At 60.5% G+C, this 21,654-nt stretch carries 25 protein-coding genes, 3 tRNA genes and 1 pseudogene; 12 read left to right on the forward strand and 17 right to left on the reverse strand.

Annotated features, from left to right (window positions below):
- Window positions 1–12: 12 nt before the first annotated feature.
- Window positions 13–474 carry an Lrp/AsnC family transcriptional regulator gene (locus AC070A_RS23550; RefSeq protein ID WP_057255972.1) on the reverse strand — a complete coding sequence of 154 codons (462 nt, stop codon included), beginning with the start codon at window positions 472–474 and terminating at the stop codon, window positions 13–15.
- Window positions 475–631: 157 nt separating this feature from the next.
- Between AC070A_RS23550 and ald the strand changes: the two genes are divergently transcribed.
- Window positions 632–1,750: an alanine dehydrogenase gene (gene ald / locus AC070A_RS23555; RefSeq protein ID WP_057255974.1), complete on the forward strand. Its 1,119-nt coding sequence runs from the start codon at window positions 632–634 to the stop codon at window positions 1,748–1,750.
- 48 nt (window positions 1,751–1,798) lie between these two features.
- Here the strand turns inward: ald and AC070A_RS23560 are convergent, their stop codons facing one another.
- The 5 genes from AC070A_RS23560 to AC070A_RS23580 all read right to left on the reverse strand — a co-directional run bounded on the left by AC070A_RS23560 (window position 1,799) and on the right by AC070A_RS23580 (window position 5,594).
- Window positions 1,799–2,266, reverse strand: a complete 468-nt coding sequence (locus AC070A_RS23560; protein WP_093232463.1) for a DUF1203 domain-containing protein — start codon at window positions 2,264–2,266, stop codon at window positions 1,799–1,801.
- A gap of 91 nt (window positions 2,267–2,357) precedes the next feature.
- Window positions 2,358–2,921, reverse strand: coding sequence for a GNAT family N-acetyltransferase (locus tag AC070A_RS23565; protein ID WP_058322480.1), 564 nt, complete (start codon window positions 2,919–2,921; stop codon window positions 2,358–2,360).
- 4 nt (window positions 2,922–2,925) lie between these two features.
- Window positions 2,926–3,780, reverse strand: a complete 855-nt coding sequence (gene sseA, locus AC070A_RS23570; RefSeq protein ID WP_309239087.1) for a 3-mercaptopyruvate sulfurtransferase — start codon at window positions 3,778–3,780, stop codon at window positions 2,926–2,928.
- 16 nt (window positions 3,781–3,796) lie between these two features.
- Window positions 3,797–4,546, reverse strand: a complete 750-nt coding sequence (locus AC070A_RS23575) for an alanyl-tRNA editing protein (RefSeq protein ID WP_113737535.1) — start codon at window positions 4,544–4,546, stop codon at window positions 3,797–3,799.
- A gap of 7 nt (window positions 4,547–4,553) precedes the next feature.
- On the reverse strand, window positions 4,554–5,594 hold the full coding sequence (locus tag AC070A_RS23580; protein WP_057255987.1) for a cysteine synthase A: 1,041 nt from the start codon (window positions 5,592–5,594) through the stop codon (window positions 4,554–4,556).
- Window positions 5,595–5,868: 274 nt separating this feature from the next.
- On the opposite strand from AC070A_RS23580, the gene AC070A_RS23585 reads away from it, so the two are divergent.
- Entirely contained in the window at window positions 5,869–6,708 is an 840-nt protein-coding gene (locus AC070A_RS23585) for an SDR family NAD(P)-dependent oxidoreductase (protein ID WP_162770990.1), read from the forward strand.
- On the opposite strand, the gene AC070A_RS23590 is transcribed toward AC070A_RS23585, so the two are convergent.
- The 5 genes from AC070A_RS23590 to AC070A_RS23610 all read right to left on the reverse strand — a co-directional run bounded on the left by AC070A_RS23590 (window position 6,696) and on the right by AC070A_RS23610 (window position 10,427).
- Window positions 6,696–7,022 (reverse strand): SMR family transporter, encoded by a 327-nt coding sequence (locus AC070A_RS23590; RefSeq protein WP_057255992.1) that lies wholly within the window; start codon window positions 7,020–7,022, stop codon window positions 6,696–6,698. The two genes, AC070A_RS23585 and AC070A_RS23590, sit on opposite strands and share 13 nt — an antisense overlap.
- Window positions 7,009–7,380, reverse strand: a complete 372-nt coding sequence (locus AC070A_RS23595) for an SMR family transporter (RefSeq protein WP_113737533.1) — start codon at window positions 7,378–7,380, stop codon at window positions 7,009–7,011. The genes AC070A_RS23590 and AC070A_RS23595 overlap by 14 nt, the downstream gene beginning before the upstream one ends.
- A gap of 80 nt (window positions 7,381–7,460) precedes the next feature.
- Window positions 7,461–8,714 (reverse strand): SAM-dependent methyltransferase, encoded by a 1,254-nt coding sequence (locus AC070A_RS23600; RefSeq protein ID WP_113737532.1) that lies wholly within the window; start codon window positions 8,712–8,714, stop codon window positions 7,461–7,463.
- Between the two features lie 93 nt (window positions 8,715–8,807).
- Window positions 8,808–10,256: a cryptochrome/photolyase family protein gene (locus AC070A_RS23605; protein WP_113737531.1), complete on the reverse strand. Its 1,449-nt coding sequence runs from the start codon at window positions 10,254–10,256 to the stop codon at window positions 8,808–8,810.
- Window positions 10,257–10,352: 96 nt separating this feature from the next.
- A tRNA-Asn gene (locus AC070A_RS23610) sits at window positions 10,353–10,427 on the reverse strand.
- A 159-nt stretch (window positions 10,428–10,586) separates the two neighbouring features.
- Here AC070A_RS23610 and AC070A_RS23615 point away from each other — a divergent pair.
- From AC070A_RS23615 to AC070A_RS23630, 4 genes are all read left to right on the forward strand, one after another.
- The gene (locus tag AC070A_RS23615) at window positions 10,587–10,880 is read left to right on the forward strand and encodes a hypothetical protein (protein WP_093232487.1); all 294 of its coding nucleotides are present in this window, start codon (window positions 10,587–10,589) and stop codon (window positions 10,878–10,880) included.
- 175 nt (window positions 10,881–11,055) lie between these two features.
- The gene (locus AC070A_RS23620) at window positions 11,056–11,778 is read left to right on the forward strand and encodes a thermonuclease family protein (RefSeq protein ID WP_255571576.1); all 723 of its coding nucleotides are present in this window, start codon (window positions 11,056–11,058) and stop codon (window positions 11,776–11,778) included.
- Window positions 11,779–11,930: 152 nt separating this feature from the next.
- Window positions 11,931–12,004 (forward strand) — tRNA-Cys (locus AC070A_RS23625).
- 437 nt (window positions 12,005–12,441) lie between these two features.
- A complete protein-coding gene (locus AC070A_RS23630) occupies window positions 12,442–13,035 on the forward strand; it encodes a hypothetical protein (protein ID WP_113737529.1) in 594 nt (197 codons plus the stop codon).
- 176 nt (window positions 13,036–13,211) lie between these two features.
- Here AC070A_RS23630 and AC070A_RS23635 read toward each other — a convergent pair whose 3' ends face one another.
- A complete protein-coding gene (locus AC070A_RS23635) occupies window positions 13,212–13,400 on the reverse strand; it encodes a DUF1059 domain-containing protein (protein WP_057256013.1) in 189 nt (62 codons plus the stop codon).
- Window positions 13,401–13,859: 459 nt separating this feature from the next.
- Between AC070A_RS23635 and AC070A_RS23640 the strand changes: the two genes are divergently transcribed.
- On the forward strand, window positions 13,860–14,177 hold the full coding sequence (locus tag AC070A_RS23640; RefSeq protein ID WP_057256016.1) for a hypothetical protein: 318 nt from the start codon (window positions 13,860–13,862) through the stop codon (window positions 14,175–14,177).
- A gap of 500 nt (window positions 14,178–14,677) precedes the next feature.
- Window positions 14,678–14,968, forward strand: coding sequence for a thermonuclease family protein (locus tag AC070A_RS23645; RefSeq protein ID WP_309140584.1), 291 nt, complete (start codon window positions 14,678–14,680; stop codon window positions 14,966–14,968).
- Between the two features lie 727 nt (window positions 14,969–15,695).
- Here AC070A_RS23645 and AC070A_RS23650 read toward each other — a convergent pair.
- Both AC070A_RS23650 and AC070A_RS23655 read right to left on the reverse strand, forming a co-directional pair.
- The gene (locus tag AC070A_RS23650) at window positions 15,696–15,881 is read right to left on the reverse strand and encodes a hypothetical protein (RefSeq protein ID WP_057256022.1); all 186 of its coding nucleotides are present in this window, start codon (window positions 15,879–15,881) and stop codon (window positions 15,696–15,698) included.
- On the reverse strand, window positions 15,878–17,149 hold the full coding sequence (locus tag AC070A_RS23655; RefSeq protein WP_162770989.1) for a hypothetical protein: 1,272 nt from the start codon (window positions 17,147–17,149) through the stop codon (window positions 15,878–15,880). Before AC070A_RS23655 ends, AC070A_RS23650 begins: the two co-directional genes overlap by 4 nt.
- A gap of 22 nt (window positions 17,150–17,171) precedes the next feature.
- Here AC070A_RS23655 and AC070A_RS23660 point away from each other — a divergent pair, with 22 nt between their 5' ends.
- Both AC070A_RS23660 and AC070A_RS23665 read left to right on the forward strand, forming a co-directional pair.
- The gene (locus AC070A_RS23660; protein ID WP_156414775.1) at window positions 17,172–17,528 is read left to right on the forward strand and encodes a hypothetical protein; all 357 of its coding nucleotides are present in this window, start codon (window positions 17,172–17,174) and stop codon (window positions 17,526–17,528) included.
- 6 nt (window positions 17,529–17,534) lie between these two features.
- Window positions 17,535–18,131: pseudogene (locus tag AC070A_RS23665) on the forward strand (phage integrase central domain-containing protein); the annotation flags it as partial.
- Window positions 18,132–18,215: 84 nt separating this feature from the next.
- Here the strand turns inward: AC070A_RS23665 and lexA are convergent.
- Together lexA and AC070A_RS23675 are read right to left on the reverse strand one after the other, a co-directional pair.
- The gene (gene lexA, locus AC070A_RS23670) at window positions 18,216–18,932 is read right to left on the reverse strand and encodes a transcriptional repressor LexA (RefSeq protein WP_057256031.1); all 717 of its coding nucleotides are present in this window, start codon (window positions 18,930–18,932) and stop codon (window positions 18,216–18,218) included.
- Between the two features lie 246 nt (window positions 18,933–19,178).
- Entirely contained in the window at window positions 19,179–19,430 is a 252-nt protein-coding gene (locus AC070A_RS23675) for a hypothetical protein (protein WP_057256033.1), read from the reverse strand.
- Window positions 19,431–19,604: 174 nt separating this feature from the next.
- Here AC070A_RS23675 and AC070A_RS23680 point away from each other — a divergent pair, with 174 nt between their 5' ends.
- A complete protein-coding gene (locus AC070A_RS23680) occupies window positions 19,605–20,027 on the forward strand; it encodes a hypothetical protein (RefSeq protein ID WP_057256035.1) in 423 nt (140 codons plus the stop codon).
- A gap of 130 nt (window positions 20,028–20,157) precedes the next feature.
- On the opposite strand, the gene AC070A_RS23685 is transcribed toward AC070A_RS23680, so the two are convergent.
- Window positions 20,158–20,247 (reverse strand) — tRNA-Ser (locus AC070A_RS23685).
- A gap of 313 nt (window positions 20,248–20,560) precedes the next feature.
- Between AC070A_RS23685 and AC070A_RS23690 the strand changes: the two genes are divergently transcribed.
- The gene (locus AC070A_RS23690; protein WP_113737526.1) at window positions 20,561–21,592 is read left to right on the forward strand and encodes a septal ring lytic transglycosylase RlpA family protein; all 1,032 of its coding nucleotides are present in this window, start codon (window positions 20,561–20,563) and stop codon (window positions 21,590–21,592) included.
- Window positions 21,593–21,654 lie beyond the last annotated feature (62 nt).

Raw genomic sequence — 21,654 nt, forward strand, 5'->3', positions numbered from 1 at the left:
GCATTCAATCCTTCAAATGCCGACATTCGGCCGGTCGATCACTTCCCGCAGCGAGAAGCTGGAATTGATCTTGACCACATGGGGTAGCGCCGAGAGCCAGTCGCGGTGGATGCGCTCGTAATCCTGAAGGTCCTTGGCGGCGACCCTCAGGATGTAGTCGTACTCGCCTGACATCAGGTAGCAGACGAGTACGTTCGGACAGAGCTTCACCGCCGCTTCGAACTCGGCGAGCGTCTTGGCGAACTGGCCCGACAGCGAAATATGGACGATCACCATGATCTGGTAGTCGAGCGCCTTATGGGCGATGCGGGCATGATAGCCGGCAATCGTTCCTGATTTCTCCAGGATATCGACTCGTCGCGAACAGGCTGACGGAGAGAGCCCGACCTTCGCCGCGAGGTCGGCATTCGAGATGCGGCCATTCTGCTGGAGAATGCGCAGAATCGCATGATCGATGGCATCGAGTTCACTCATTCGTGTTTCCCCCCAATCATGCGTCACTTCACGCAATATTCTTCGAAATCAATGCGCCCCGGGTTTCGTCTTTGCAAGGACATTCGATTCACGGCGTGTTTTGCTGAATACCTCGTCAAAAGTGGCGAAAAGCCCATAACAGGAGAGGAACGCGAGGATGCGTGTCGGTTGCCCGAAGGAAATCAAAAACCATGAATATAGAGTCGGCCTGACGCCCGGCTCGGTGCGTGAATACGTTGCCCATGGCCACGAGGTGATCGTGGAAACCAAGGCCGGGGCAGGGATCGGCGCGGATGACGATGCTTACCGTGCCGCTGGCGCGAAGATTGTCGCGACGGCAAAAGAAGTGTTCGAAAAGTCGGACATGATCGTCAAGGTCAAGGAGCCGCAGCCCTCCGAATGGGTGCAGCTCCGCGAAGGCCAAATTCTCTACACCTATCTGCATCTTGCGCCCGATCCGGAACAGACCAAGGGCCTGCTCAATTCCGGCGTCACGGCGATCGCCTATGAAACCGTCACCGACGACCGCGGCGGTCTGCCGCTGCTTGCGCCGATGTCCGAGGTTGCCGGACGCCTGGCCATCCAGGCGGGCGCGACGTCGCTGCAGAAGGCCAATGGCGGCCGCGGTATCCTGCTCGGCGGCGTGCCGGGCGTACTGCCGGCGAAGGTGGCCGTCATCGGCGGCGGCGTCGTCGGCCTGCATGCGGCGCGCATGGCGGCCGGGCTTGGCGCCGACGTCTCCATTATCGATCGCTCGATCCCGCGCCTGCGCCAACTGGACGATCTCTTCGCCGGCCGCGTGCACACACGCTACTCGACCATCGACGCACTGGAAGAGGAAGTCTTCTCCGCCGATCTGGTAATCGGGGCAGTGCTCATTCCGGGTGCTGCGGCGCCGAAGCTCGTGACCCGCGAAATGCTGACCGGCATGAAGAAGGGGGCCGTCATCGTTGACGTCGCGATCGACCAGGGCGGCTGCTTCGAGACGTCCCACGCGACGACGCATTCCGACCCGACCTACGAGGTCGATGGCATCGTGCACTATTGCGTGGCGAACATGCCGGGCGCCGTGCCGGTGACCTCTGCGCATGCGCTCAACAACGCCACGCTGCACTACGGCCTGCAGCTCGCGGATAAGGGCCTGAAGGCGATCGCCGAGGACCGGCATCTGCGTGCCGGTCTGAACGTTCATCGCGGACGCGTCACCAACGCGCCGGTGGCCGAAGCGCTCGGTTATGATGCCTTTGCACCCGAGGCGGTGCTGAGCGTCGCCTGACGGAAAGATGCTTTCGGCCCGGCAGCAATGCCGGGCCGAATTTGGTGGTCAGGTCAGCTCGATCCGGCACTGGTAACAATTGTTCTTGGCCGAACGCACATGCACGGAGGAAACGTCCGGTCGGGCCAGCAGTTCTTCCGCTCGCGCCTGCAACTGCTCCGTCGGAACGACACCGCCGGTCCCGTAGACGATCCGTTCGCTCTCGCCATAACCGCGCAGCAGATAGCTGACACTCGAAGCCAAGATCGGCGGAAGCGTATCGCCGTCATGCGCCGGACATTCCTCGGCATGCATGAACACAGGGCCGGTCTCCGCATAGGGCTGCAACGTCGAAAACGGCCGCAGAGCGAAGATCAGATAGGGCTCGCCGGCTCCGACATTGCGCAGGCAGTGCCGGCAGGGCACGCCGTCACCATCGGAAATCTCTCGCTCCGGCCGGTTGCCATAGGCATCCGGCCCGCCCTCGCGGATCCGCCGCGCTTCGTCGTCGGACATTGGAATGTAACGTAACGTCATGGCGCATCTCCTTGATCGGTTTGATTGTTAGATCAGGAGATTGCGCCGGTCGCGATCGTTTCGACACCCGGAACTTGCCGGGCGAGATGCGTCAGAGATTTTTCGCCAGGGTCAGCAGTTCGTCGTCGGTCAAAGGTTCGACCGTGGTCTCACGGGTGGCGACCGGCGAGAAGCCGAATTGCTGGTAAAGCTGCAGTGCGCGGGGGTGATCCAGATTGTTGGTCGTTACCGTCAGCTTGCTCGGGTTCAGCGCCCAGGCGGCAAACAGCGTCTGGAGCAGGAACCACTTGCCGAGGCCAAGGCCGAGCGCATGTTCCATCAGCCCGAAATGGACGAGCTCGACGACGTCATCCTCGCCCTGGTGCAGCTCGAAGAACCCGGCCGGCGCGCCGTTGACATAGAGCACCGTGACACTCGTGCGCTTGTCGCCGAGCACGGCGGCGAGTTCCTCGTCGTTCATCCGCAGCCGCTCGGTCCAGTGCCAGCGGCGGCCGACACGCAGGTACAAGAAGCGATAGTAGCTGAGCGGGATGTCCGAGACACGCAGGATCGCCGTCTGGATATTGACCGGCATCGGCAGGCTCTGCTTCGGCGGCGCCGTCATCTCGAGTTCGGTTACATGTGCTGTCAGGGAGGCGAGCTTCGGCGAACGCATGATATCACTCTCGACCGGTTACGATCATCGTGTCTGCGCGACCACCCCACTCCGACCAGGAACCGTCATAGAGCGTGTTGTCCGTGTGGCCGAGCGATTGCAGCGCCAGCGTGATGATGGCGGCGGTGACACCGGAGCCGCAGGTCGTAACGACAGGTTTGGAAAGATCGACGCCGGCGTCGGCGAAGGTTTGGCGAAGCGTCGCGAGATCCTTGAACTTTCCGTTTTCCGAGAAAGTACCGGAGGGAAGGCTGTGCGCGCCGGGCATATGGCCCGAGCGCATGCCGGCACGCGGCTCCGGCTCCTCGCCATAGAAACGTCCGGCACCGCGGGCATCGGCGATCTGGATCGAGCCATCCGCAACGATTTCCGTCATCCGCGCGAAGGAGGTCACGGCCGCCGGGGTGAAATTGACGTTGAACGTCGCCGGCTTGGGTGAGGGTACCTCGGTGCTGACGGGGCGCCCCTCCGTGTTCCAGCCGTCCATGCCGCCGTCGAGCACGTAGACGTTCCTGGCGCCCATGATGCGCAGCATCCACCACACGCGCGGAGCGGTCATGATGCCGGGACCGTCGTAGACGACGATCGTGTCCTTTTCGCTGACGCCCAGCGCACCAACCGCCGAGGCAAAGGCTTCAGGCGAGGGCAGGGTGTGGGGCAGGCCACTCGTGTGGTCGGCAATAACGTCCTGATCGAAGAAGACGGCACCGGGAATATGCCCGGCATCGTATTCCGCCTTCGGGTTGCGGTTCTGAGCCGGCAGATACCAGGCGGCGTCGAGGATCCGGATCGAGGGATCGCCGAGGCGCTCCTGCAGCCAATCGGCCGATACGACAAAGGCGCTTTTGTTGTTGGTCACAGTCGCAACTCCCTACTCAAACTGATGCGCGATCTTCGGGCATGCCGAAGCGGATACGGAACCGACGGTTCTCCTTACCCTTTTTCTCGATCTTGGCGATGTGGACGGCACCCACTTCCTGCGTTTCCGACACATGCGTACCGCCGCAGGGCTGGCTATCCACTGCCGAATTTTCGCCGATGCAGACAAGGCTGACGCGCCCAAGGCCGACAGGCGGGCGCACATTCTTCGATTTGACGATGCCGGGATTGGCGGCGAGTTCGTCGTCGGTGATCCACTGGACGTAGACAGGATGGTTTTCTTCGACGAGCTTCATCAGCGCCGTGGTGACTTCGTCCCTGTCGATCGTCTCGCTCATGTCGAAATCGACACGGCTCTCGTCTTCGCCGACCGAGGCTCCGGTGATCGGGAAGGGGCAGACGACCGAGAGCAGATGGCAGGCGGTGTGCATTCGCATCAGGCGATAGCGGCGGGGCCAGTCGATATGCAGAACGAGTTTCTCGCCAACGGCGGGTACCGGCTGCCCTTCGGCCGGCACATGGACGATGATGTCCTTGGTTTCGCCGTGACGGGCGACCGCGATGTCGATCCGGCTGCCGTCGGCCCGCTCCAGAAAGCCGGTGTCGCCGGGCTGGCCGCCGGAGGCTGCATAGAAGCAGGTTTGATCCAGCTCGATCCCGCCATCTTCCAGAATTCCGGTGACGCTTGCTTCGCAGGTCGAGAGGTAGAAATCGTCTCGGAAAAGGGCGGTCACGGTCCTGGTCATCGCATTCCTATCCAACTGATTCGTATGGCACTGCAATGTGGGAAGACGTCTTCAACCAGGTCGGTACAGGCAGTCCCTTGGAGGCCAGGAAGTCCGGGTTGAAGAGCTTCGACTGATAGCGGTTACCATAGTCGCAGAGGATCGTCACGATCGTATGTCCTGGACCGAGCTCCCTGGCGAGACGAACCGCACCGGCGATGTTGATGCCCGTCGAACCGCCGACGCAGATGCCTTCGCGCTCGATCAGGTCGAAGACATAGGGGACCGCTTCCGAATCGGGAATCTGGTAGGAGAAATCCGGCGTGAAGCCCTCGAGATTGGCGGTGATGCGGCCCTGGCCGATGCCCTCGGTGATCGAGCTGCCCTCGGACTTCAGTTCGCCGTTGGTATAGAAGTTGTAGAGTGCCGCCCCTTGCGGATCCGCAAGGCCGATCTTGATCGCCGGGTTCTTCGCCTTCAGCCCCTGTGCAACGCCGGCGAGCGTGCCGCCGGAGCCGACGGCGCAGATGAAGCCATCGACCTTGCCGTCCGTGTCGCGCCAGATCTCCGGCGCCGTGGTTTCCACATGCGCGTCGCGGTTGGCGACGTTGTCGAACTGGTTGGCCCAGATGGCGCCGTTCGGCTCGGTCTTCGCCAGTTGCTCGGCGAGCCGGCCGGAGATCTTCACGTAGTTGTTGGGGTTCTTGTAGGGAACGGCCGGCACTTCGACGAGCTCGGCGCCAAGCAGCCGCAAGGCGTCCTTCTTTTCCTGGCTCTGGGTTTCCGGAATGACGATGACGGTGCGATAGCCAAGTGCCTGGCCGACCAGCGCCAGCCCGATGCCGGTGTTGCCGGCCGTGCCTTCGACGATGACCCCGCCCGGGCGCAACTGTCCGCTCCGTTCCGCTTGCCGGATGATCCAGAGTGCGGCGCGGTCTTTCACCGATTGCCCCGGATTGAGGAACTCGGCCTTGCCGAGGATGTCGCAGCCCGTGGCCTCCGACACGGCCTTCAGCCGAATCAAGGGTGTGTTGCCGATCGCTTCGAGGACGGACGGTAGGATGGCCATTTTCAGAACCTCGTGTTTGAGGACAGGCGCCGGGGCAGGGCGACACGTACCAGGGAAATACGAACGGCGGCTGACGAAAATCAACAACGATCCCGGACCGCCGAAATGTTGGCGTGTTTTCGGCTCAGCCTGCACTTCAGGCAAGAAATAGCGTTTCGCCGCCGCTCTGTCCCGAACAAAAATCGTCTCCAAGGCATGTGGGGCTCAGCGGCAAGGAGCGTTGCCGCGATGAAGGGCCGGGCAAGTCTTTTTCGCCCACGCCGAGGAGTGAGTGATGAGTATTCAGTCTGCGAAATCCGAACATAAACTGGCTTGGGTTACCGGCGCGAGCGCGGGTATCGGGCGGGCGCTGGCGCTCAAGTTGGTGCGTGAAGGCTATGCGGTGGTCGTCACTGCCAGAAGTCACGAGAAGCTGGTGGACCTGCAGCATGAGGCGGCGGGCGAGGGAAGGATCACGGTTCTCGACGGCGACGTCACCGACCCAAAGGACATGGAGCGCGTGTTGGCTGCGATCGAGTACGATCATGGCCACCTGTCATTGGTGATCCTCAATGCCGGAGTGGCCGTCCCGGTGCGAGGCGATGATCTCCATCGCGAAGCCTTCGAGAAGAGTTTCGCAGTCAATCTCAATGGGGTGGTCAACTGCCTGCTGCCGGCCGTCGCGCATATGAAGGCGCAGGGCTTCGGCCACATCGCCATCGTGTCTTCCGTCGCCGGCTATGGCGGGTTGCCCACCAGCGCCGCCTACGGCGCCTCCAAGGCGGCGCTGATCAATATGGCCGAAAGCCTGAAGTTTGATCTCGATCGGATCGGCATCCGTCTGCAAATCATCTGCCCCGGCTTTGTCGATACGCCCGGCACCGCGCGAATCCGCTTTCCGCGCCCGGCTCTCGTCAGCTCCGAACACGCGGCGGATCGCATCATCGCGGGTTTGAAGTCCAGGCGCTTCGAAATAACCTTCCCGCGGCATTTCACCTATGCGGTGAAGCTGATGCGTCTGCTGCCCTATAGCCTCTATTTCGCTCTTATCAGGCGGCTGACGGGTGTCGTAGCCGAGGCAAGAGAAGCGAAGAAGCACGCCGGCTCCGGCGAGCGTCGGCGTCAGGCCGTGTGAAGCACCAGCACGGCGCCGAAGATGAGGCCAAGCCCGACCCAGCCGATCGGCTTCAGTTTCTGTCCGAAGAGCAGCCGTCCGCAGATGGCCGTTCCGAAGATTCCGGTCGCGCCAAGCACGGCATAGGCGATCGCGAGTTCCATGCCCTTGATCGCCTCGGCAAGCAGCGCGAAGGCGGCAAGTACCAGCAGGATGGAGAGGGCGCCCCAGCCGCGGCGGGCAAACCCTTCCGATTTCGTCGAGGCGAGGTTGGCGGCGACATCGAGGATGCCAGCCATCACGGCCAAGGCGAAGTAGATGCTAGGCGCGCTCATTGGCTGCTCCTTCCACCGCGGCTTCGTCCTCGTCATGGCGCTCGCCGGCATTGACGAGCAATATGCCGACGATCGCCATCGAAAGCCCCAGCATTTCGCATCCGGTCAACACATGGCCGAAGACGAAGACGGAAACCAGCGTGATGATCGCGACGCCTGAACCTTCCCATATCGCATAGGCGACGCCAACGGAGATCGTCTTCACGGCCTTGGCCAGGAAGACGTAGGAAAGCGCGATCGAGACATACATGACGATGTGGCCGAGATAAGAGCCGCTCGAAGAGGCGGCCTTCATCACCGTCAGCCCCACCACTTCGGTCGCGATGGCGAGCGCGAGGAAAAACCATGCAAGGCGCATGCGGAACCTTCACAAGAGAATTGGAACGACCGCCTCTTAAGCGCTACGCGTGACGCGGTAAAGACGCGCGATGCGCGTCCCTATTCGAAGACGATCTGGCGGACGTCGATGTTGCGGGCGCGAAAGCCGGCTTCGCAGTAGTAGAAATAGAACTCCCACAGCCGCTTGAAGCGCAGGTCGAAGCCGAGCGGCTCGATCCTGTTCCAGACCGACCAGAAGCGCTCGCGCCATTCGCCGAGTGTCCGGGCGTAATCGATGCCGAAGCCGAAATCGTTGATCATGCGCAGGCCGACATGGCGGCCAAGGTCGATGAGATGTTCGCGCGTCGGCAGCATTCCGCCCGGGAAAACGTATTTCTGGATGAAATCCGGATTGGAGCGGTACTCCTCATAGGCTTCGGGCTTGATGGTGATGATCTGCAGGCCGGCCTTGCCGCCGGGCTTCAGGCATCGCTTGAGCTGCGAGAAATAGGTCGCCCAGAATTTTTCGCCGACCGCCTCGAACATTTCGATCGAGACGATGCGGTCATAGGTGCCCTTTTCCTCGCGGTAGTCCTGGAATTTCAGTTCGACGCGGTCCGCAAGGCCGGCCCGGTGGATGCGTTCGCGGGCGAAGGCCAGCTGCTCGCGGCTGATCGTCAACCCGGTCACCTTGCAGCCGATCTCGCTCGCCGCGAATTCCGCAAAGCCTCCCCAGCCACAGCCGATCTCCAGCACGTGGTCGCCGGTGCGCAGGTTGGTGGCTTCCGCCAGTGCGCGATATTTGGCCGCCTGCGCGGAGCGAAGGTCGTTGGCGCCGGTGGCGTAGAGTGCGGACGAATAGGTCATGCTCGGATCCAGCCATTCGCTGTAGAAGGCGTTGCCGAGGTCGTAGTGAGCTGAGATGTTGCGGCGTGCGCCGGTTTTCGTATTCGCGTTGCGCCAGTGCAGGAACTTTTCGACAAGATGAATCGGGCCACGCGCCCGGTTCGGGAAGTGCTTGCCAATCTCGGCGTTGACGAGGAAGAGCTCGAGAAAAGCGCCGACATCGGGACTGTCCCAGTCGCCGTCGATATAGCTTTCGGCCGCCCCGATTGTGCCGCCTGACATGGCGCGTTGCGGCAGGTTCCAGTTGTTCAAGGTGAGGATAGCGCTTGGGCCCGCTCTCTTGCCCCTGATCACCAGTTTGCGGCCATCCGGCACCGTGAGCATCAATGTCCCGGCCTGAAGATGCACGAGCGCGCTGAGCACCATCCGTGCCTTCAATGGGAAATCCCGCAGGACCATCGAGAGATTCTCGGCGGAAAGCTCCTGTGCGCCGTTGAACGCGGCGAGGCTTGCTTCCAGCTCACGCATACACCACCCCCTCAGCTGTTGCATCCGTAAGGTGAGCCTAGCGGCAATCGCCCGAGACGCCAACCATGGATTTCTACCGGGGGCGCGTATCCGTTACGGTTCTCTTGGCGGGCTTGTGATCTCGCGGAACGCTACAAGCGCCCGATCCCGCGCAAGGGCGTGGTCGACGATCGGCTTTGGATAGGTTGCGCCAAGCTCGATGCCGGCGCCCGAAAGCACGGCAGCCGGAGCCGCAAAGGGGCGATGGATATAGCGTGGTTCCAGCCGATCGAGTTCCGGTATGAATCGCTTCACATAGGCTCCGTCCGGGTCGAATTTTTCGCCTTGGAGAACAGGATTGAAAATACGGAAGAACGGCGCCGCATCCGCGCCCGATCCCGCGACCCATTGCCAGCTTGCGGCGTTGTTGGCCGGATCCGCATCCACGAGCGTGTCGCGAAACCATTGCTCGCCTTTCCGCCAGTCGATCAACAGGTCCTTGATGAGGAACGAGGCGGCGATCATGCGCACGCGATTGTGCATGTGGCCATGCCGCCAGAGCTGCCGCATGCCGGCGTCGACGATCGGGAATCCGGTCAAACCCTTGGCCCAGCGGGAAAAATCGCCTTCGTGGTCCAGCCAGCGGAAACGATCGAACCGCCGATCGAGATTGCGACGCGGGAGTTCGGGATAGTGAAACAACAGATGGTAGGAGAATTCGCGCCACGCGATCTCCTTGCGAAAGGTGGCAACACCTTCACCGCCATCGGTCTCGATTCCCTGCGTCGCGTGCCAGACCTGCGCTGGCGAGATTTCTCCGAAGGCGAGGTGAGGAGAGAGCAGGGAGGTGCCGTCAGCCTCTGGACGGTCCCGGCGCACTTTGTAGTCTGCAAGCTTTTCGTCGATAAATTCGTCGAGGCGGGTGGTCGCGCCTTTTTCCCCCGGCGCCCATACTTCGCTGAACGTCGCTGCCCAGTTCGGCTTCGTTGGCAGAAGCGACCACGCTTCAAGCCGTTCTGAAGGGGGCCAGCTTTCCGGCGTCGCGATCTTTTGCGGCTCGTCGATCGGTGAAGCCGGCTCAACCTTCGCTTCGAGAGCGCGCCAGAAAGGCGTGAACACGCGATAGGGCCCGCCGGTCGTCGTCAGCAAGCGCATGGGTTCGTGCAGCAATTGCCCGGCAAAGCTCTCGGCCGCGATGCCCTGAGCTGCGAGTGTTTTCTTCAGGGCTATATCGGTGGCGATGCCACACGGGTCGTAGCGGCGATTCCAATGGACACGCTTCGCTCCCGATAGGCGCGACACCTCGCTGAGGACGTCCAGCGGGTCGCCGGAGCGGAGAATGAGTCGCGAGCCGAGCCGGCCCAGTCGAGCCCCCAATGCTTCCAGCGAATGGTGCAGCCACCATTGCTGCGCCGTGCCCAGCGGACCGTTGCCGCTTTCGTTCGGCTCCCGGATATAGAGCGGAATGACGGCAGCCTCATTGGCCGCAGCCGCAAGGGCCCTGTTATCGCCAAGGCGCAGGTCCTTGCGGAACCAGACGATGATGGGCGCCGCCTTTGTCATAGGTGCCGTCTAGGACTGGGATTGATCACCGGGGGAACTTAGGTGCAAAATGAAAAAGAGCCATTCGCATTTTCTGCAAATGGCTCTTTTCGAAACTGGCTCCCCGGGCCGGATTCGAACCGGCGACCTGTCGATTAACAGTCGAATGCTCTACCGCTGAGCTACCAGGGATCATCCGCGCCGCTGTTTCGCTGTGCGCTTCAGAAGTGAGGCTGCTAATACGCATGCTTTTCCGATTTGCCAAGCGGTTTTTTCAAAAAAAATGACAAGTTCGGTTGCGAGGCTGTGGAGAAGTCCCCAATTGTGGGAAAAGATGCCGGATAGGGAATGATGAATAAAAACAGGAAGCAGACGCATTTCGGGATTGATCCGCAGACGCGTCAGATCGTGCTCGGGAAGTGGCGCATCACGCTGCCGGAATCGCCACTGCTGCGTATCCTGTTGGGCTCGCTCCTGGTGTTCTTTGGTTTTCTCGGCTTTCTGCCGGTGCTCGGCTTCTGGATGATACCGCTGGGCCTCATCGTGCTTTCGCACGATATCCCATCCGTCCGCCGTCGCCGGCGTCGCCTGGCTGTCTGGTGGGCGCGCTGGCGCGGACGAGCCAATTCTTCGAACGGCTCGTGAACCGGAGCGATTACGCACATTTTCGGTCAACGCATCCGTCCCGGATGCCTCGGCTTCGATTCCCTGCCAATTGATTCCCAGCGAAGCGGCTGAACCCTTTGTTGAGGGAGGCCGCCGAAAACTTTTCGGCAACCCATCAATCGCATAATGCGGTCGCGAATCAGGATGGGGACGCATGGCCAAAGCCACTACGAAACGTCGAAGCCGGAATTCCGGTCGGAGCAGGGGCAAACAAGGCGGGATGGCGCCGTGGTATCTGGCCGCCGCACTCACTGTCGGCGGCGTGGTCGCTTACGATCATCGCGCCGAATTGAAACATTGGCCGGTGGTATCGGACGTGGCCGCGTTCACGTCTCGACACGAATCGAAGCCGAAGCCCGTTCGTGTCGCGCAGAAAGCGGACGAGCGTCCCGCGCAGCAGGCGGAGAAGCAGAAGCCGAATCCGGTGACAAGAGTTGCCCTTGCCGCTCCGGTGCCATCCGTCGACGTCGGCGCCAACGCGCCGACACCCGTGGTGCGGCCCAATGAGGAAGTGAAGACGGCATCCGTCCGAACGGATCAGTTCTATTTCTGCGGGATTCGCAACGACAACTGCGTGATCGACGGCGCCACCTTCCTTTACCACGGCGAAACGATCCGCGTGGCAGACGTCGATGCGCCGCGTATTCGCCAGGCAAGCTGCGACAAGGAACGTTCGCGCGGCTTCTACGCCAAGCAGCGCCTGCGCGAATTGTTGAATGCGGGTGACTTCAGGCTGGAAACGGCGGGCGGTCGTCAGGATGCCAAGGCCGGTGAAAAGCTGCGGCTGGTTACCCGCGGCGACCAGTCCATCGGGCGCGTGCTCGTATCCGAGGGGCTGGTGCGGCCGTGGACAGGACACGCGACGCCCTGGTGTTGAGGCCACCCCAGATGCGATCGGCGGAGGTTCGCGATCGCTCTGTGGAAAGTATCCGTCTTACAAATCGACGACGCGTTTTTCGGAAAATGCCTCTTGCGGTTTTTCTGCAATCATTCTAAATCCGCGCCAACGCTCGGTTATCCGAGCTGTGAGGCCTCGTGGCGGAGTGGTGACGCAGAGGACTGCAAATCCTTGTACCCCGGTTCAATTCCGGGCGAGGCCTCCAAACATTTTCACCAACGAAATCAACACGTTGTAGCGATGTCGAGGCGGGGAAATCCCCGCTTCCATGTCGCGTCATGTTGCAAGCCAGTACGATTGATTTCAAATGGTTTTCTGCGACACTCGGCTACTCCACGCGACATGAAACGCGACATAGAGGGCTTGGGAAATGGCAGGCGAGCATCTGAAGACCTTGGACTCGGCACTGGAGAAAGCGCGAGAGCATCGAAGGGCTCTAGCTGCTAAATTGGCTGGCGATTATAACCGGGGCCAAACTGAGAGTTGGCGCGACCAGTTTGTGCAGACTCAGCAAGCAATAGATGCCTTGCTCCGGGCGATCGAAGACGAAAAGGCCCTCCAGCCCAAATAAGGCCGCTTCGGCGCCGTTAAGCATCTGACGAATCAGGTAGCCGCCGGCAGAAACCCGCTGACCAACTGCGCGTGCGTAAAATCTGGATCTCCATCCTCGCCGCCGACGAAGACGAAGCAAGCCATCATGTATTCGGCCTTGAGGTGGATTCCCTCGATCGTGACAGCACTAAAGAACTCGACATTGCTGCAATGCAGGCGACCCGCTTCGGCCTAAAACCCATGCCTGCAGCGGATCGGCAAGCACTGGCGGAGGCTGCACTAGCCTATTGGAAAAGTTTCGATAGCCGCATTCCGCGAAACTCACCCCAGACACTGGAGTGGCTGAGGGGCGAAATGAATACGACGGATGGGACACGCATCTCGAAGGTAACGGGTTCGCCTGAATATGCAGTGATGCATCTTGCCGACATTTCCGAGAATTGCGTCTCTCTCTTCGAGAGCTTGACAAAGAGCATCGCGGGCGATCGTCTGACCGAGATGTATCTGTGGACGAAGACCCTATCTTGCCACAAGTCGCCAGACGACTTGCTGGTGTATTTGCAAAGGGCAGGGCTTTCGAACGGTCGATATGATGGTGAGTTCCAACTTCAACACTTTGGCTTCTATCACAGCACCGTGACCGGCCACATCGCCAATGCGCTCATCTCGGAGCCGGTCCAATAACCGACTTTTGGGATTTGATTAAATTTCAACCAAACCTATATTGAAGGCATACGGTCCCTCTCGCCTGCTGACCACGGATGTACTGGCAGCGGCGGGAGGCGATCACGAAAGGTCGGGTTATCCGGCCTTTTTTGTTGCAGTGAGTAGATCCCCCTGCTTTGCTTGCGGCGTCTGCCTTACGACTGGCAGACGATCTTTGCGACCTGTTCGCGATCCTCCTTGGACCACTGCTCCGGCTTTTCACCGTGAGCGGTCGCGCCGTGAAGCTCGATGTGCTTCCAAAGCTCGGCTTCAGTCTCGGCCGTGAATGATCCTGGACAGGCTTCCATACCGGGGAAGTCCTTGCACCGGTAAGTGTATGGCATCGCGTTCACCCTCCCATTTTTCCCTCGCAGGATATCATGTGGGAGTTTGAGCGCCGCCCTCAAAATCCCCGTGCAGGAGGCGGATTTTCGCCGTCCAGCATGGCGCCCGGTGTCTGACATAGGCTGTCCGTTGCCCGAGCATTTTCCTGCTGTAGGAGAGCCCAAAGCGCCCGACCGCGCCCTGGCGCAAATGCGTTCAAAGGATTTGGCAATGAGCTAGGGGAGGAGTATAATCCCTCTTGCCGGTAGCGTCTGGCTCGCGTCAAGTGACGACAAAGCTTGATTTGCGGTATCTCCAATGGGTTTCAAGAGGCTCATCGGAGGAACCAGAACCACCCGCTACCGGTTCTCGGAAGGTCGGGTTTAGCCCGGCCTTTTTTGTTGCCTATATTTTACCATTGACTAATACGTGCGCTGTGCGAACCTAAGACCCTCGGTTGTAGGGCGTGGGGGGACACCATGAGGCCTTTAACTGCATGCATTGCCGCGACCTGTGTCTTTGCACTGGCGACATCAGCCAAGGCCGACACTAATGAGTTCTGCACCAATGTTGGTGAACTCGCCCGAGTCATCATGACAAAACGTCAAGCCGATTTTCCGATGTCCACGTTGATGCAAAGCATTGACGGTGTCGATGAAGCAACGAGACCTCTCGCCCGCCTGCTAATCATCATGGCCTATCAGAAGCCCGATTTTTCAGTCGAGGAAAACCAGCAAGAGGCGGTTGCCGAATTCCGTAACCAGGCGGAACTGTCTTGTTACCAAAACAAGCGCTAGGGGCCCAAGCCGCCGATCGGTCAAAAGCAGGGAAATCTGCAGTTGGTTTGAGGGGACCAGATTTACGCGAACCATCCCAGTTAAGGCGCCGTGCTTTAGTGCTCGGCCCACTTCTGCTTTTACTTCCAAAAGACGCTGAGGCGCGCCGTCGTAGCGGGCGATGGGGAGGCGGTGGCGGAGGTCGTTCGCCCTTCGCGCTGCTCATAGGTGGCGTGGTAGTTTGCGCGATACTTGTCGCCAATTCCGTGTTTGATAAAAGCCTGCCTTCAAAAGGGACAGGCAAGCTTCAAGCGTCGCCTGAGGCTGTGGGGAGGTCCACCAAATTCAATTCGACCAAACGCACGGCGGCGCCGAGAAGCGGTTTATCGCCCTGGGTGTTTGTGTTGCCTCTAGCTGGCGTCGTGATAGGTGGAGCCTACGGCTGGGCAACCGTGCCGCCGGAAGATACCATTTCCGCATCCTTCCCCATATGCACATCGAGCGTGCGAACAACGTGCGTCGTGGACGGTGATACGTTCTGGCTCGAAGGCACCAAGTACCGCATCGCGGACATAGACACGCCCGAGATCAGCGAGCCGCGTTGCGCCGAGGAGAAGGCGCTGGGTGAGCAAGCCAAGTTCCGTCTACAGTCGCTTCTGAATGCCGGCGCCTTCGGTCTCAAGGCCGGCTTGCGTGACGAGGACAAATACGGCCGGAAACTGCGCGAAGTCTACCGCGGCGGTCAATCGCTCGGCTCTCAACTCGTCGACGAGGGGCTGGCGCACCGTTGGATTGGGTTCAAACAGTCCTGATGCGGATAAGTATGGGGGAAAGATAATGGCAATCGAGTGGGAAAAGGGCAGACACGCAAAGGTGAGACGCGGACGAGTGGGCAATGAGATTGTGGCTGAAGTCCATACTCTTGGCACTCACAAGCACACGAAAATCAATAATGATGTTTACTCGGTTACAGTCCTAGCAAGGGAACTCTCGAAGCGCTTTCGGGGCGTCGATGAGGCAAAGGCCGCCGCTGAGGTTGAGTATAACAATCTGATCAACCGCTCATAGGTTCGGGTTGCCCGCCATCGATCGCTATTGCCGGTCTGCCTCTTTCGCTGCGCGCATGAACCGCAGTGCTGCATGGTAGGAGATCCCGCTCTTCTCGTTGATCCACGGCTGAAAATGGCCTGTGGGGAGCCTCTTTTTGATGGCGAGGAGTTCCCGGCCAAGTTCGATCATCCTTTCCTTCGATACACGCTCATTGCGCCTGGGGATGCGCCGACGGGCTTGCTCTGGCTGGACAGCGGGAATGGGCGGCTCTGTTAGGCGATATGAAGCCGCGATTGCCTCTCGTTGCTTTCTCAACTGGCAACCTCTTGAACTGCCGGATCGTCATGCCGAGGCCGAATGCTGCCGGCGCAATGGCCTTGTTGTGGCCAGGAGGCATCGCCCTGATCCGATCGTACTGCCACATATTCGGCAGTCGCATGATCCCGACGTCTTCGATTTCGATTTCTGTCAGTGGGGCGCTCATGGGCGTCACCGTTCCAGCATGGCTTGTCTGACGGCGTTACGGAACTGATCGGCCATAGCTCGCCGAGACAGGTCGTTGCCGACATTACCGCCGTTGAAGTGGTTGACGATCTGGATCGGATGTTCAGACCGCGCAGCCGACGCCGCTGCCCCGCGCTGATCGGAGACGTTGGTATCGTCGACGATGATCACTCTTTCCCGACGGCGCTTGAAAAACTCGATTCGTTGATCTTCGCCGGCCATGATCTGACCGCCGTGGCAAAGCCCGCATGCTTCTTCAGACGGTCAAGGAGCGAAGGGCCGCCCGAGCCGCTGATGGCACCGAGTGCCCGGCTCAGAGCCTCTGTCGGGCCACCGCTGAGACCGCGCAAGGCTTCCGTGTTGCCGTTCATCAGCGCATCGGCGACGGGATCATATCGGTCACCGCCGCGGCCGGCGTTGTTCCGCGCAGCGTTGAAGTAATAGGGCGCGAACGGGTCCAAATGGCTCTGGCCTTCCGAACCCGAAGAGCCGCTGTAGGAGCTGCCAGAGGAGTACGAAGAACGCGAACCACCACCAGAGGAGGAGGAACTGACGCCGTAGGATTCGAGCTTCTTCAGCATGGCAAGGATCTGATTGTTGTCGTCGTCATTTGTCTCCCAGAAACGGGTGTGAATGCGCAGCTCGGCCATGATGTTGTACGTGTTGTCTTCGATCAGGGAGAGCATGTCTCGGCCACCGGAGAGGATCGACGCCGTGCTGTTCGCGTTGGTGACGTTGCCTGCGCCGGACATTTTCAGGAGTTCCGGGCCCTGTTCGCCGACGAGGTACAGATCGCCGCCCGAGACCGGACCACCCGCTGCGCGTTTGCCCTGTAGTTCGAGCATGGTCTGAATGTCGGACTGGTCGACAAGATAGCCTTGCGTACGGACGGCAGGGCCATTGCCAGACGATACGCCGATGGTCTTGCCGCCAAGGCTGTAGGACTGATAGCTCATATCAGCCTCGCCGCCGTGGACCCTGACACCCGTAGTGCCGCCGCCAGAGGCCGGTACTTCGTATTGCTGGATGCCGATAGAGACGATCTTGTTCGGGATGTTCATGATCGACTGAGAAAGGGATTTGATGCCACCTTCCAGGCGTCTCACTTCCATGTAGCCGGCAACCATGGAGTTGATGAGCCGATCGACGGCCACGGTATCGCCGCCCAAGGCCATGAGGCTCTGACGCGCAAGCTCGATGGACTCGTGCGCCATCGCCGCAGTCGTGCCGCCCTTTCCGATAGCAGTCATAACCTTCTCGATGCTCGTGGCGGCGTTGTCGATCGCTTTAGCCCCTGCTGCATCACTCAGCAGACCACCGAAGATTTCCGACGACGGAATATCAGAGGCGGCCCTGAGCGCGACGTTGATATCCTTCAACTCCTTTTCCATGGTGCGGAGATTGGTGCTCGACTGCTGCAACGCCGAAAGCTGCTGCATCTGAGCCATCGCCAAGCTTTGGGTGACGTCCACCACGCCGGTATTTGCCGCCTGGGCAGCGGTTGCTATGCCGGTGATGGCGGCTGAGAGATCGTTTGCGCTAGCCGTGGAACCGGAGAGCAAGCGGGTAAAGGCCGCCGCGGACCGCCGCGGCCGAAGCGCGAACGCTGAGATCGTGGCGACCTTGGAAGAAGCCTATCCTGACCCTTTCGCACGCGAACTCCGCTTCATGGATGAGATTGATGAGCTGGCAAAAAAGCTGGAGCGCATCCGTGCAGGCCTGTTAGCTGAAGAAATTGCCAAAGGCAGCCAAGAGGCGAATGACCCTGACAGCCGAGCCGACGACGCTGATGGTCCTTTGAAGAAGCCGGAAAAGTGAGCCGCGATGTCCGTCCGCAAGCGCACATGGACGACCGCTAAGGGCGAAGAGAAGACCGCCTGGATCGTTGATTATGTCGACGCCAAGGGAATACGGCGCCAGAAGACCTTCAAGCTTAAGAAGCAGGCCGACGCGTTCGCCGCTACGGCCTCTGTCGAGGTCCGAGAGGGAACGCACGTCGCCGATCGGGACACCGTGACGGTGGAGAAATCCGGCTCGCTCTGGATCTCATCTGGCGAGAGTTCAGGCTTGGAGCGCTCGACGACAAACCAGCGCAAGAACCACCTCGAGAACCATATCAAGCCGCTGATCGGCAGCACGCTCTTGTCGAAGCTGACGTTGCCGGCCGTGCGCGACTTCGAGGACCGGCTACGCAAGGAAGGCCGCTCGCCGGCCATGACAAAGAAAATCATCACCTCGCTCGGCTCCATCCTTGCCGATGCGAACGAGCGAGGGCTGGCGACACGCAATCCGGTGCGGGACATGCGCGGCGGCCGGAAAGGCCGCGAGAGACGTGCAGAGAGGCGCCAGAAGGGCCGCTTGGAGATTGGCGTCGACATACCTAGCCGAGACGAGATCAAGGCGCTAATAGCCGCCCTGGACGCGCATCAGGTCGCCTTCAATAAACAGAGCCTCGCCGCCGCAAGCGGTGGCGAGGCTCTGTCGGATGCCAAGTTTCCCTCGGAATCAGTGGTAGCGGCGGATCAGCCCGACGAGCTTGCCCTGGATCTTCACCCGATCGGGCCCAAAAATCCTTGTTTCGTAGGCAGGGTTCGCGGCTTCGAGCGCGATCGATGCGCCCTTGCGCCGGAAGCGCTTCAGCGTCGCTTCCTCATCATCCACGAGCGCCACGATGATATCGCCGGGATTGGCCGTATTGCCATTGCGGATAATCACGGTGTCGCCGTCGAAGATGCCGGCTTCGATCATCGAGTCGCCCTTGACTTCGAGAGCGTAGTGTTCGCCGTTGCCGATCATGTCGAGCGGAACGGTAATGTCGTGCGTGTTGTTCTGGATGGCCGAGATCGGCACACCGGCAGCGATGCGGCCCATGACCGGCACGGAAACCGATGTGTTGTCGGCCACGGGCGTGGGCTTCGGCGGTGCGGCCGCTGGCGCCTTGCCGAGGCTGCCCTCGATCACGCTGGGCGAGAAGCCGCGGCGGGGCTGCTGCTGGCTGGACGCGTAGGCTTCCGGAAGCTTGATGACCTCGAGCGCGCGAGCCCGGTTCGGCAGACGGCGAATGAACCCGCGTTCTTCGAGTGCCGTGATCAGACGGTGAATGCCGGACTTCGACGCCAGGTCGAGCGCATCCTTCATTTCATCGAATGATGGTGGGACGCCCGACTCCTTCATGCGTTCGTGAATGAAGAGAAGCAATTCCTGTTGCTTGCGGGTCAGCATGGCACGTCGCTCCCAGAGGCGTGAAACAAATCAAGAACAGACACTATCTGTTCCATATGTGTTCCGCAAGTGCCTAAAATTCCGTGAATTCAGACAATTGGCGCGTCTGTGCGTGTCGATTGGTCACTTTTACGGGAGCAGAGCGGATTTGGGCGATGATCGTGCCCAAACGGAGGGCGGCGGCGGAGCGCATTGCGCGACGGCACGGCGATTCGAACGAATCGCGAGCGTTTTTGTGCAAAGAGGCTAGGCGGGCTGCGTGGCGGCGCAGGCGTCTTCGAATTCCTTCACCGTCTCGGCGCTGTTGTCTTCTGGAAGTACGGCATCCGCCGCATCGGTCGCGACCGGCCTGTCGCCATCATAGACGAACGACTGGATGTAGAACGCGATCGCACCCTTCCACACCTTGCGTCCATCGATCTGATGGCACGGCACGGCGCTCTCGAAATCGGTCTGAAGTTCGTCCACCGTGGCAGCGCTGAGCTTGACGTCAGGCATATTAGGCGATGCGACTATCGAAGCGAGAAGCAGGGCGGCAAGCACGGTGATCGTCCACTTTGATGCAAGGGTGGGACTACGGGGCGGTTAACGATGTGAACCGCGCTTTCGTTCCGAAGTCCAGCAAGCTTGGCGATCACTGCCATATGTTCAACAGCTCTTTGAGTGCAGGCTGTGGCCGTTTTGCGCCAGGGGCACGCAGCGGCAAAGCCGCCTCAGCCCGGCGCGCCGGCCGCGTCGCAATCGCTTCGGTTGCGCCAGGTCGCGGCCTCGCTGCCGGCGTGCACAAATCCGTGTTGTGAAGATGTCTCCGTCTCGACAGGTTGCAAGGGCGATCCCTGGAGTGCGGCGGCCACCGCCGCCGGCGACGAGACCGGCGAGTTCCTCTTCGTGAACGTCACCGATGCGGAATTCCTGACGGGGTTCGTGCGCAAAAGGACGTTGGCGGAAGAACTCCTCAAATGCCAGCGGGCCGTGGATGAGATCATCGCCGGCGAGGGCCGCAAATCCAAGGAGAAGAAGGCCGATCCGTTCAACGCGCCGAGCGGGAGCGCTCAGCGCGTGATCCGTTCAGCCTCTAACCCGCGGCTTGAGTGAAAGGCGGAGGGCCCAGTCGTCGTCTGCCCGAGGCGAACCACACGGCGCTGACGCCTGCCGACAAGCGCTCGTTAAAATGAAGCACCGCCAGGGATGGCGGTCCATCGTCGGACTATATTTCTTGGGAAAATGGCGGACAGGGTGGGATTCGAACCCACGGTACGGTTTCCCGTACGCTGGTTTTCAAGACCAGAGCCTTAAACCACTCGGCCACCTGTCCTTGCCTGAGCTCGCAGTCAACTGCTTACCGGGCACGGCGTTATTGCGCGAAGCCCCGTCGCTTTGCAAGATTTAACATGCGTCGCTGAAAGATTTTCTCGATGGCCGGACTGGAGCGTGCGGGCACGCTTTGCCGGTAACCATCTGTAAACCATAACGCATGAAATCCGGCGCTGATCTGTGGATGAGTTCGCATTTTCGCCTTGTTGCTGTCATGTTTAATCGACTGTTCCGTTTCGGGACGCCGAGATTTCCGCTGGGGGCACGAGCGGAAGGTTTCGAGTACGGCTTATTCGATCGATGTTGTGGGACAGATGACATCCAGTAAAAATGCGGCATATCTGGTCAAGGGACTGCGCCTTGCGGCAATTCCTGCGCTGTGCGTAACGCTCGCGGCCTGCGGATCCACGTCGAGCATCAAAAAGAAGCCGCGGAGCAAGGAATACTTCGCCGAATCCGTTTACGGCGTGAAGGCGAGCCCGCGCGTTGCCACCGGTAACAACATCCCCAAGGGCGGCGGACGCTATCAGGTCGGCAAGGCCTATCAGGTCAAGGGCAAGTGGTATCAGCCGAGGGAAGACTTCGGCTACAACAAGACCGGTACGGCTTCCTGGTACGGCTCGGCCTTTCATGGTCGCCTGACCGCCAACGGCGAGGTCTATGACAAGGCCCATCTGTCGGCCGCCCATCCGACGTTCCCGCTGCCGAGCTACGCGCGCGTCACCAACATGGAAAACGGTACGTCCGTCATTGTGCGCGTCAACGATCGCGGCCCCTATGAATTCGGCCGGATCATCGACGTTTCCTCGAAGACGGCCGACATGCTCGATATCAAGCGCAAGGGCAGCGCGCAGGTGCGCGTGCAATATGTCGGCCGCGCGCCGCTTGAAGGCAACGACATGCCCTATCTGATGGCGTCCTACGTTCAGAAGGGCGAACGTGGCCCGAGCGTGATGCCGGAAGGCCAGATCGAGACCGGCGTAATGGTCGCCTCGAACGAGCCGTTCCGCAAACAGAGCCTTGGCACGATCACCGTCCCCGCAAAGGCCTCGCTCGATGTTGGCGAACCGGTGACGGCGCTCGCAGCTCCCGTGCCGCAGTTCGCCCAGCCGCAATCGCTGAACGAGTTCGTGATGCTGCCGGAAATCGGCCCGATCCCGCGTGAGCGGCCCGAGTTCATCCCGATGCCCGACGGCAACATGGCCTATGCTGCAGCTTACGTCGAAGTCCGCGTCAGCGATGCCGAGTCGCCGTTTGAAGCAATTATGGTCGACCGGAAGCAGCTTACCCCCCAAGTGATTGTCGATTACGCCGAGCGCCAGAAAGCAAGCGGCTCTGTCCGTTAACCGCAGGCGGCGTTGTGCCAAAATGACCACGCTGCTATGCCCAAGGGGAAACCGGAGTTTCC

The organism is Ensifer sp. GW101-20A05, from assembly GCF_059424735.1.

Bases quoted from the DNA above. Each gene is read 5' to 3' on its own strand.
- AC070A_RS23640 (WP_057256016.1), top strand. From the start codon at position 13,860: ATGAGGCCTTTAACTGCATGCATTGCCGCGACCTGTGTCTTTGCACTG.
- AC070A_RS23690 (WP_113737526.1), top strand. From the start codon at position 20,561: ATGACATCCAGTAAAAATGCGGCATATCTGGTCAAGGGACTGCGCCTT.
- AC070A_RS23550 (WP_057255972.1), bottom strand. From the start codon at position 474: ATGAGTGAACTCGATGCCATCGATCATGCGATTCTGCGCATTCTCCAG.
- AC070A_RS23565 (WP_058322480.1), bottom strand. From the start codon at position 2,921: ATGCGTTCGCCGAAGCTCGCCTCCCTGACAGCACATGTAACCGAACTC.
- AC070A_RS23615 (WP_093232487.1), top strand. From the start codon at position 10,587: ATGAATAAAAACAGGAAGCAGACGCATTTCGGGATTGATCCGCAGACG.
- ald (WP_057255974.1), top strand. From the start codon at position 632: ATGCGTGTCGGTTGCCCGAAGGAAATCAAAAACCATGAATATAGAGTC.
- AC070A_RS23560 (WP_093232463.1), bottom strand. From the start codon at position 2,266: ATGACGTTACGTTACATTCCAATGTCCGACGACGAAGCGCGGCGGATC.
- AC070A_RS23585 (WP_162770990.1), top strand. From the start codon at position 5,869: ATGAGTATTCAGTCTGCGAAATCCGAACATAAACTGGCTTGGGTTACC.
- AC070A_RS23620 (WP_255571576.1), top strand. From the start codon at position 11,056: ATGGCCAAAGCCACTACGAAACGTCGAAGCCGGAATTCCGGTCGGAGC.
- lexA (WP_057256031.1), bottom strand. From the start codon at position 18,932: ATGCTGACCCGCAAGCAACAGGAATTGCTTCTCTTCATTCACGAACGC.
- AC070A_RS23575 (WP_113737535.1), bottom strand. From the start codon at position 4,546: ATGACCAGGACCGTGACCGCCCTTTTCCGAGACGATTTCTACCTCTCG.
- AC070A_RS23675 (WP_057256033.1), bottom strand. From the start codon at position 19,430: ATGCCTGACGTCAAGCTCAGCGCTGCCACGGTGGACGAACTTCAGACC.
- AC070A_RS23600 (WP_113737532.1), bottom strand. From the start codon at position 8,714: ATGCGTGAGCTGGAAGCAAGCCTCGCCGCGTTCAACGGCGCACAGGAG.
- AC070A_RS23580 (WP_057255987.1), bottom strand. From the start codon at position 5,594: ATGGCCATCCTACCGTCCGTCCTCGAAGCGATCGGCAACACACCCTTG.
- AC070A_RS23605 (WP_113737531.1), bottom strand. From the start codon at position 10,256: ATGACAAAGGCGGCGCCCATCATCGTCTGGTTCCGCAAGGACCTGCGC.
- AC070A_RS23595 (WP_113737533.1), bottom strand. From the start codon at position 7,380: ATGCGCCTTGCATGGTTTTTCCTCGCGCTCGCCATCGCGACCGAAGTG.
- AC070A_RS23655 (WP_162770989.1), bottom strand. From the start codon at position 17,149: ATGCAGCAGCTTTCGGCGTTGCAGCAGTCGAGCACCAATCTCCGCACC.
- AC070A_RS23635 (WP_057256013.1), bottom strand. From the start codon at position 13,400: ATGCCATACACTTACCGGTGCAAGGACTTCCCCGGTATGGAAGCCTGT.
- AC070A_RS23590 (WP_057255992.1), bottom strand. From the start codon at position 7,022: ATGAGCGCGCCTAGCATCTACTTCGCCTTGGCCGTGATGGCTGGCATC.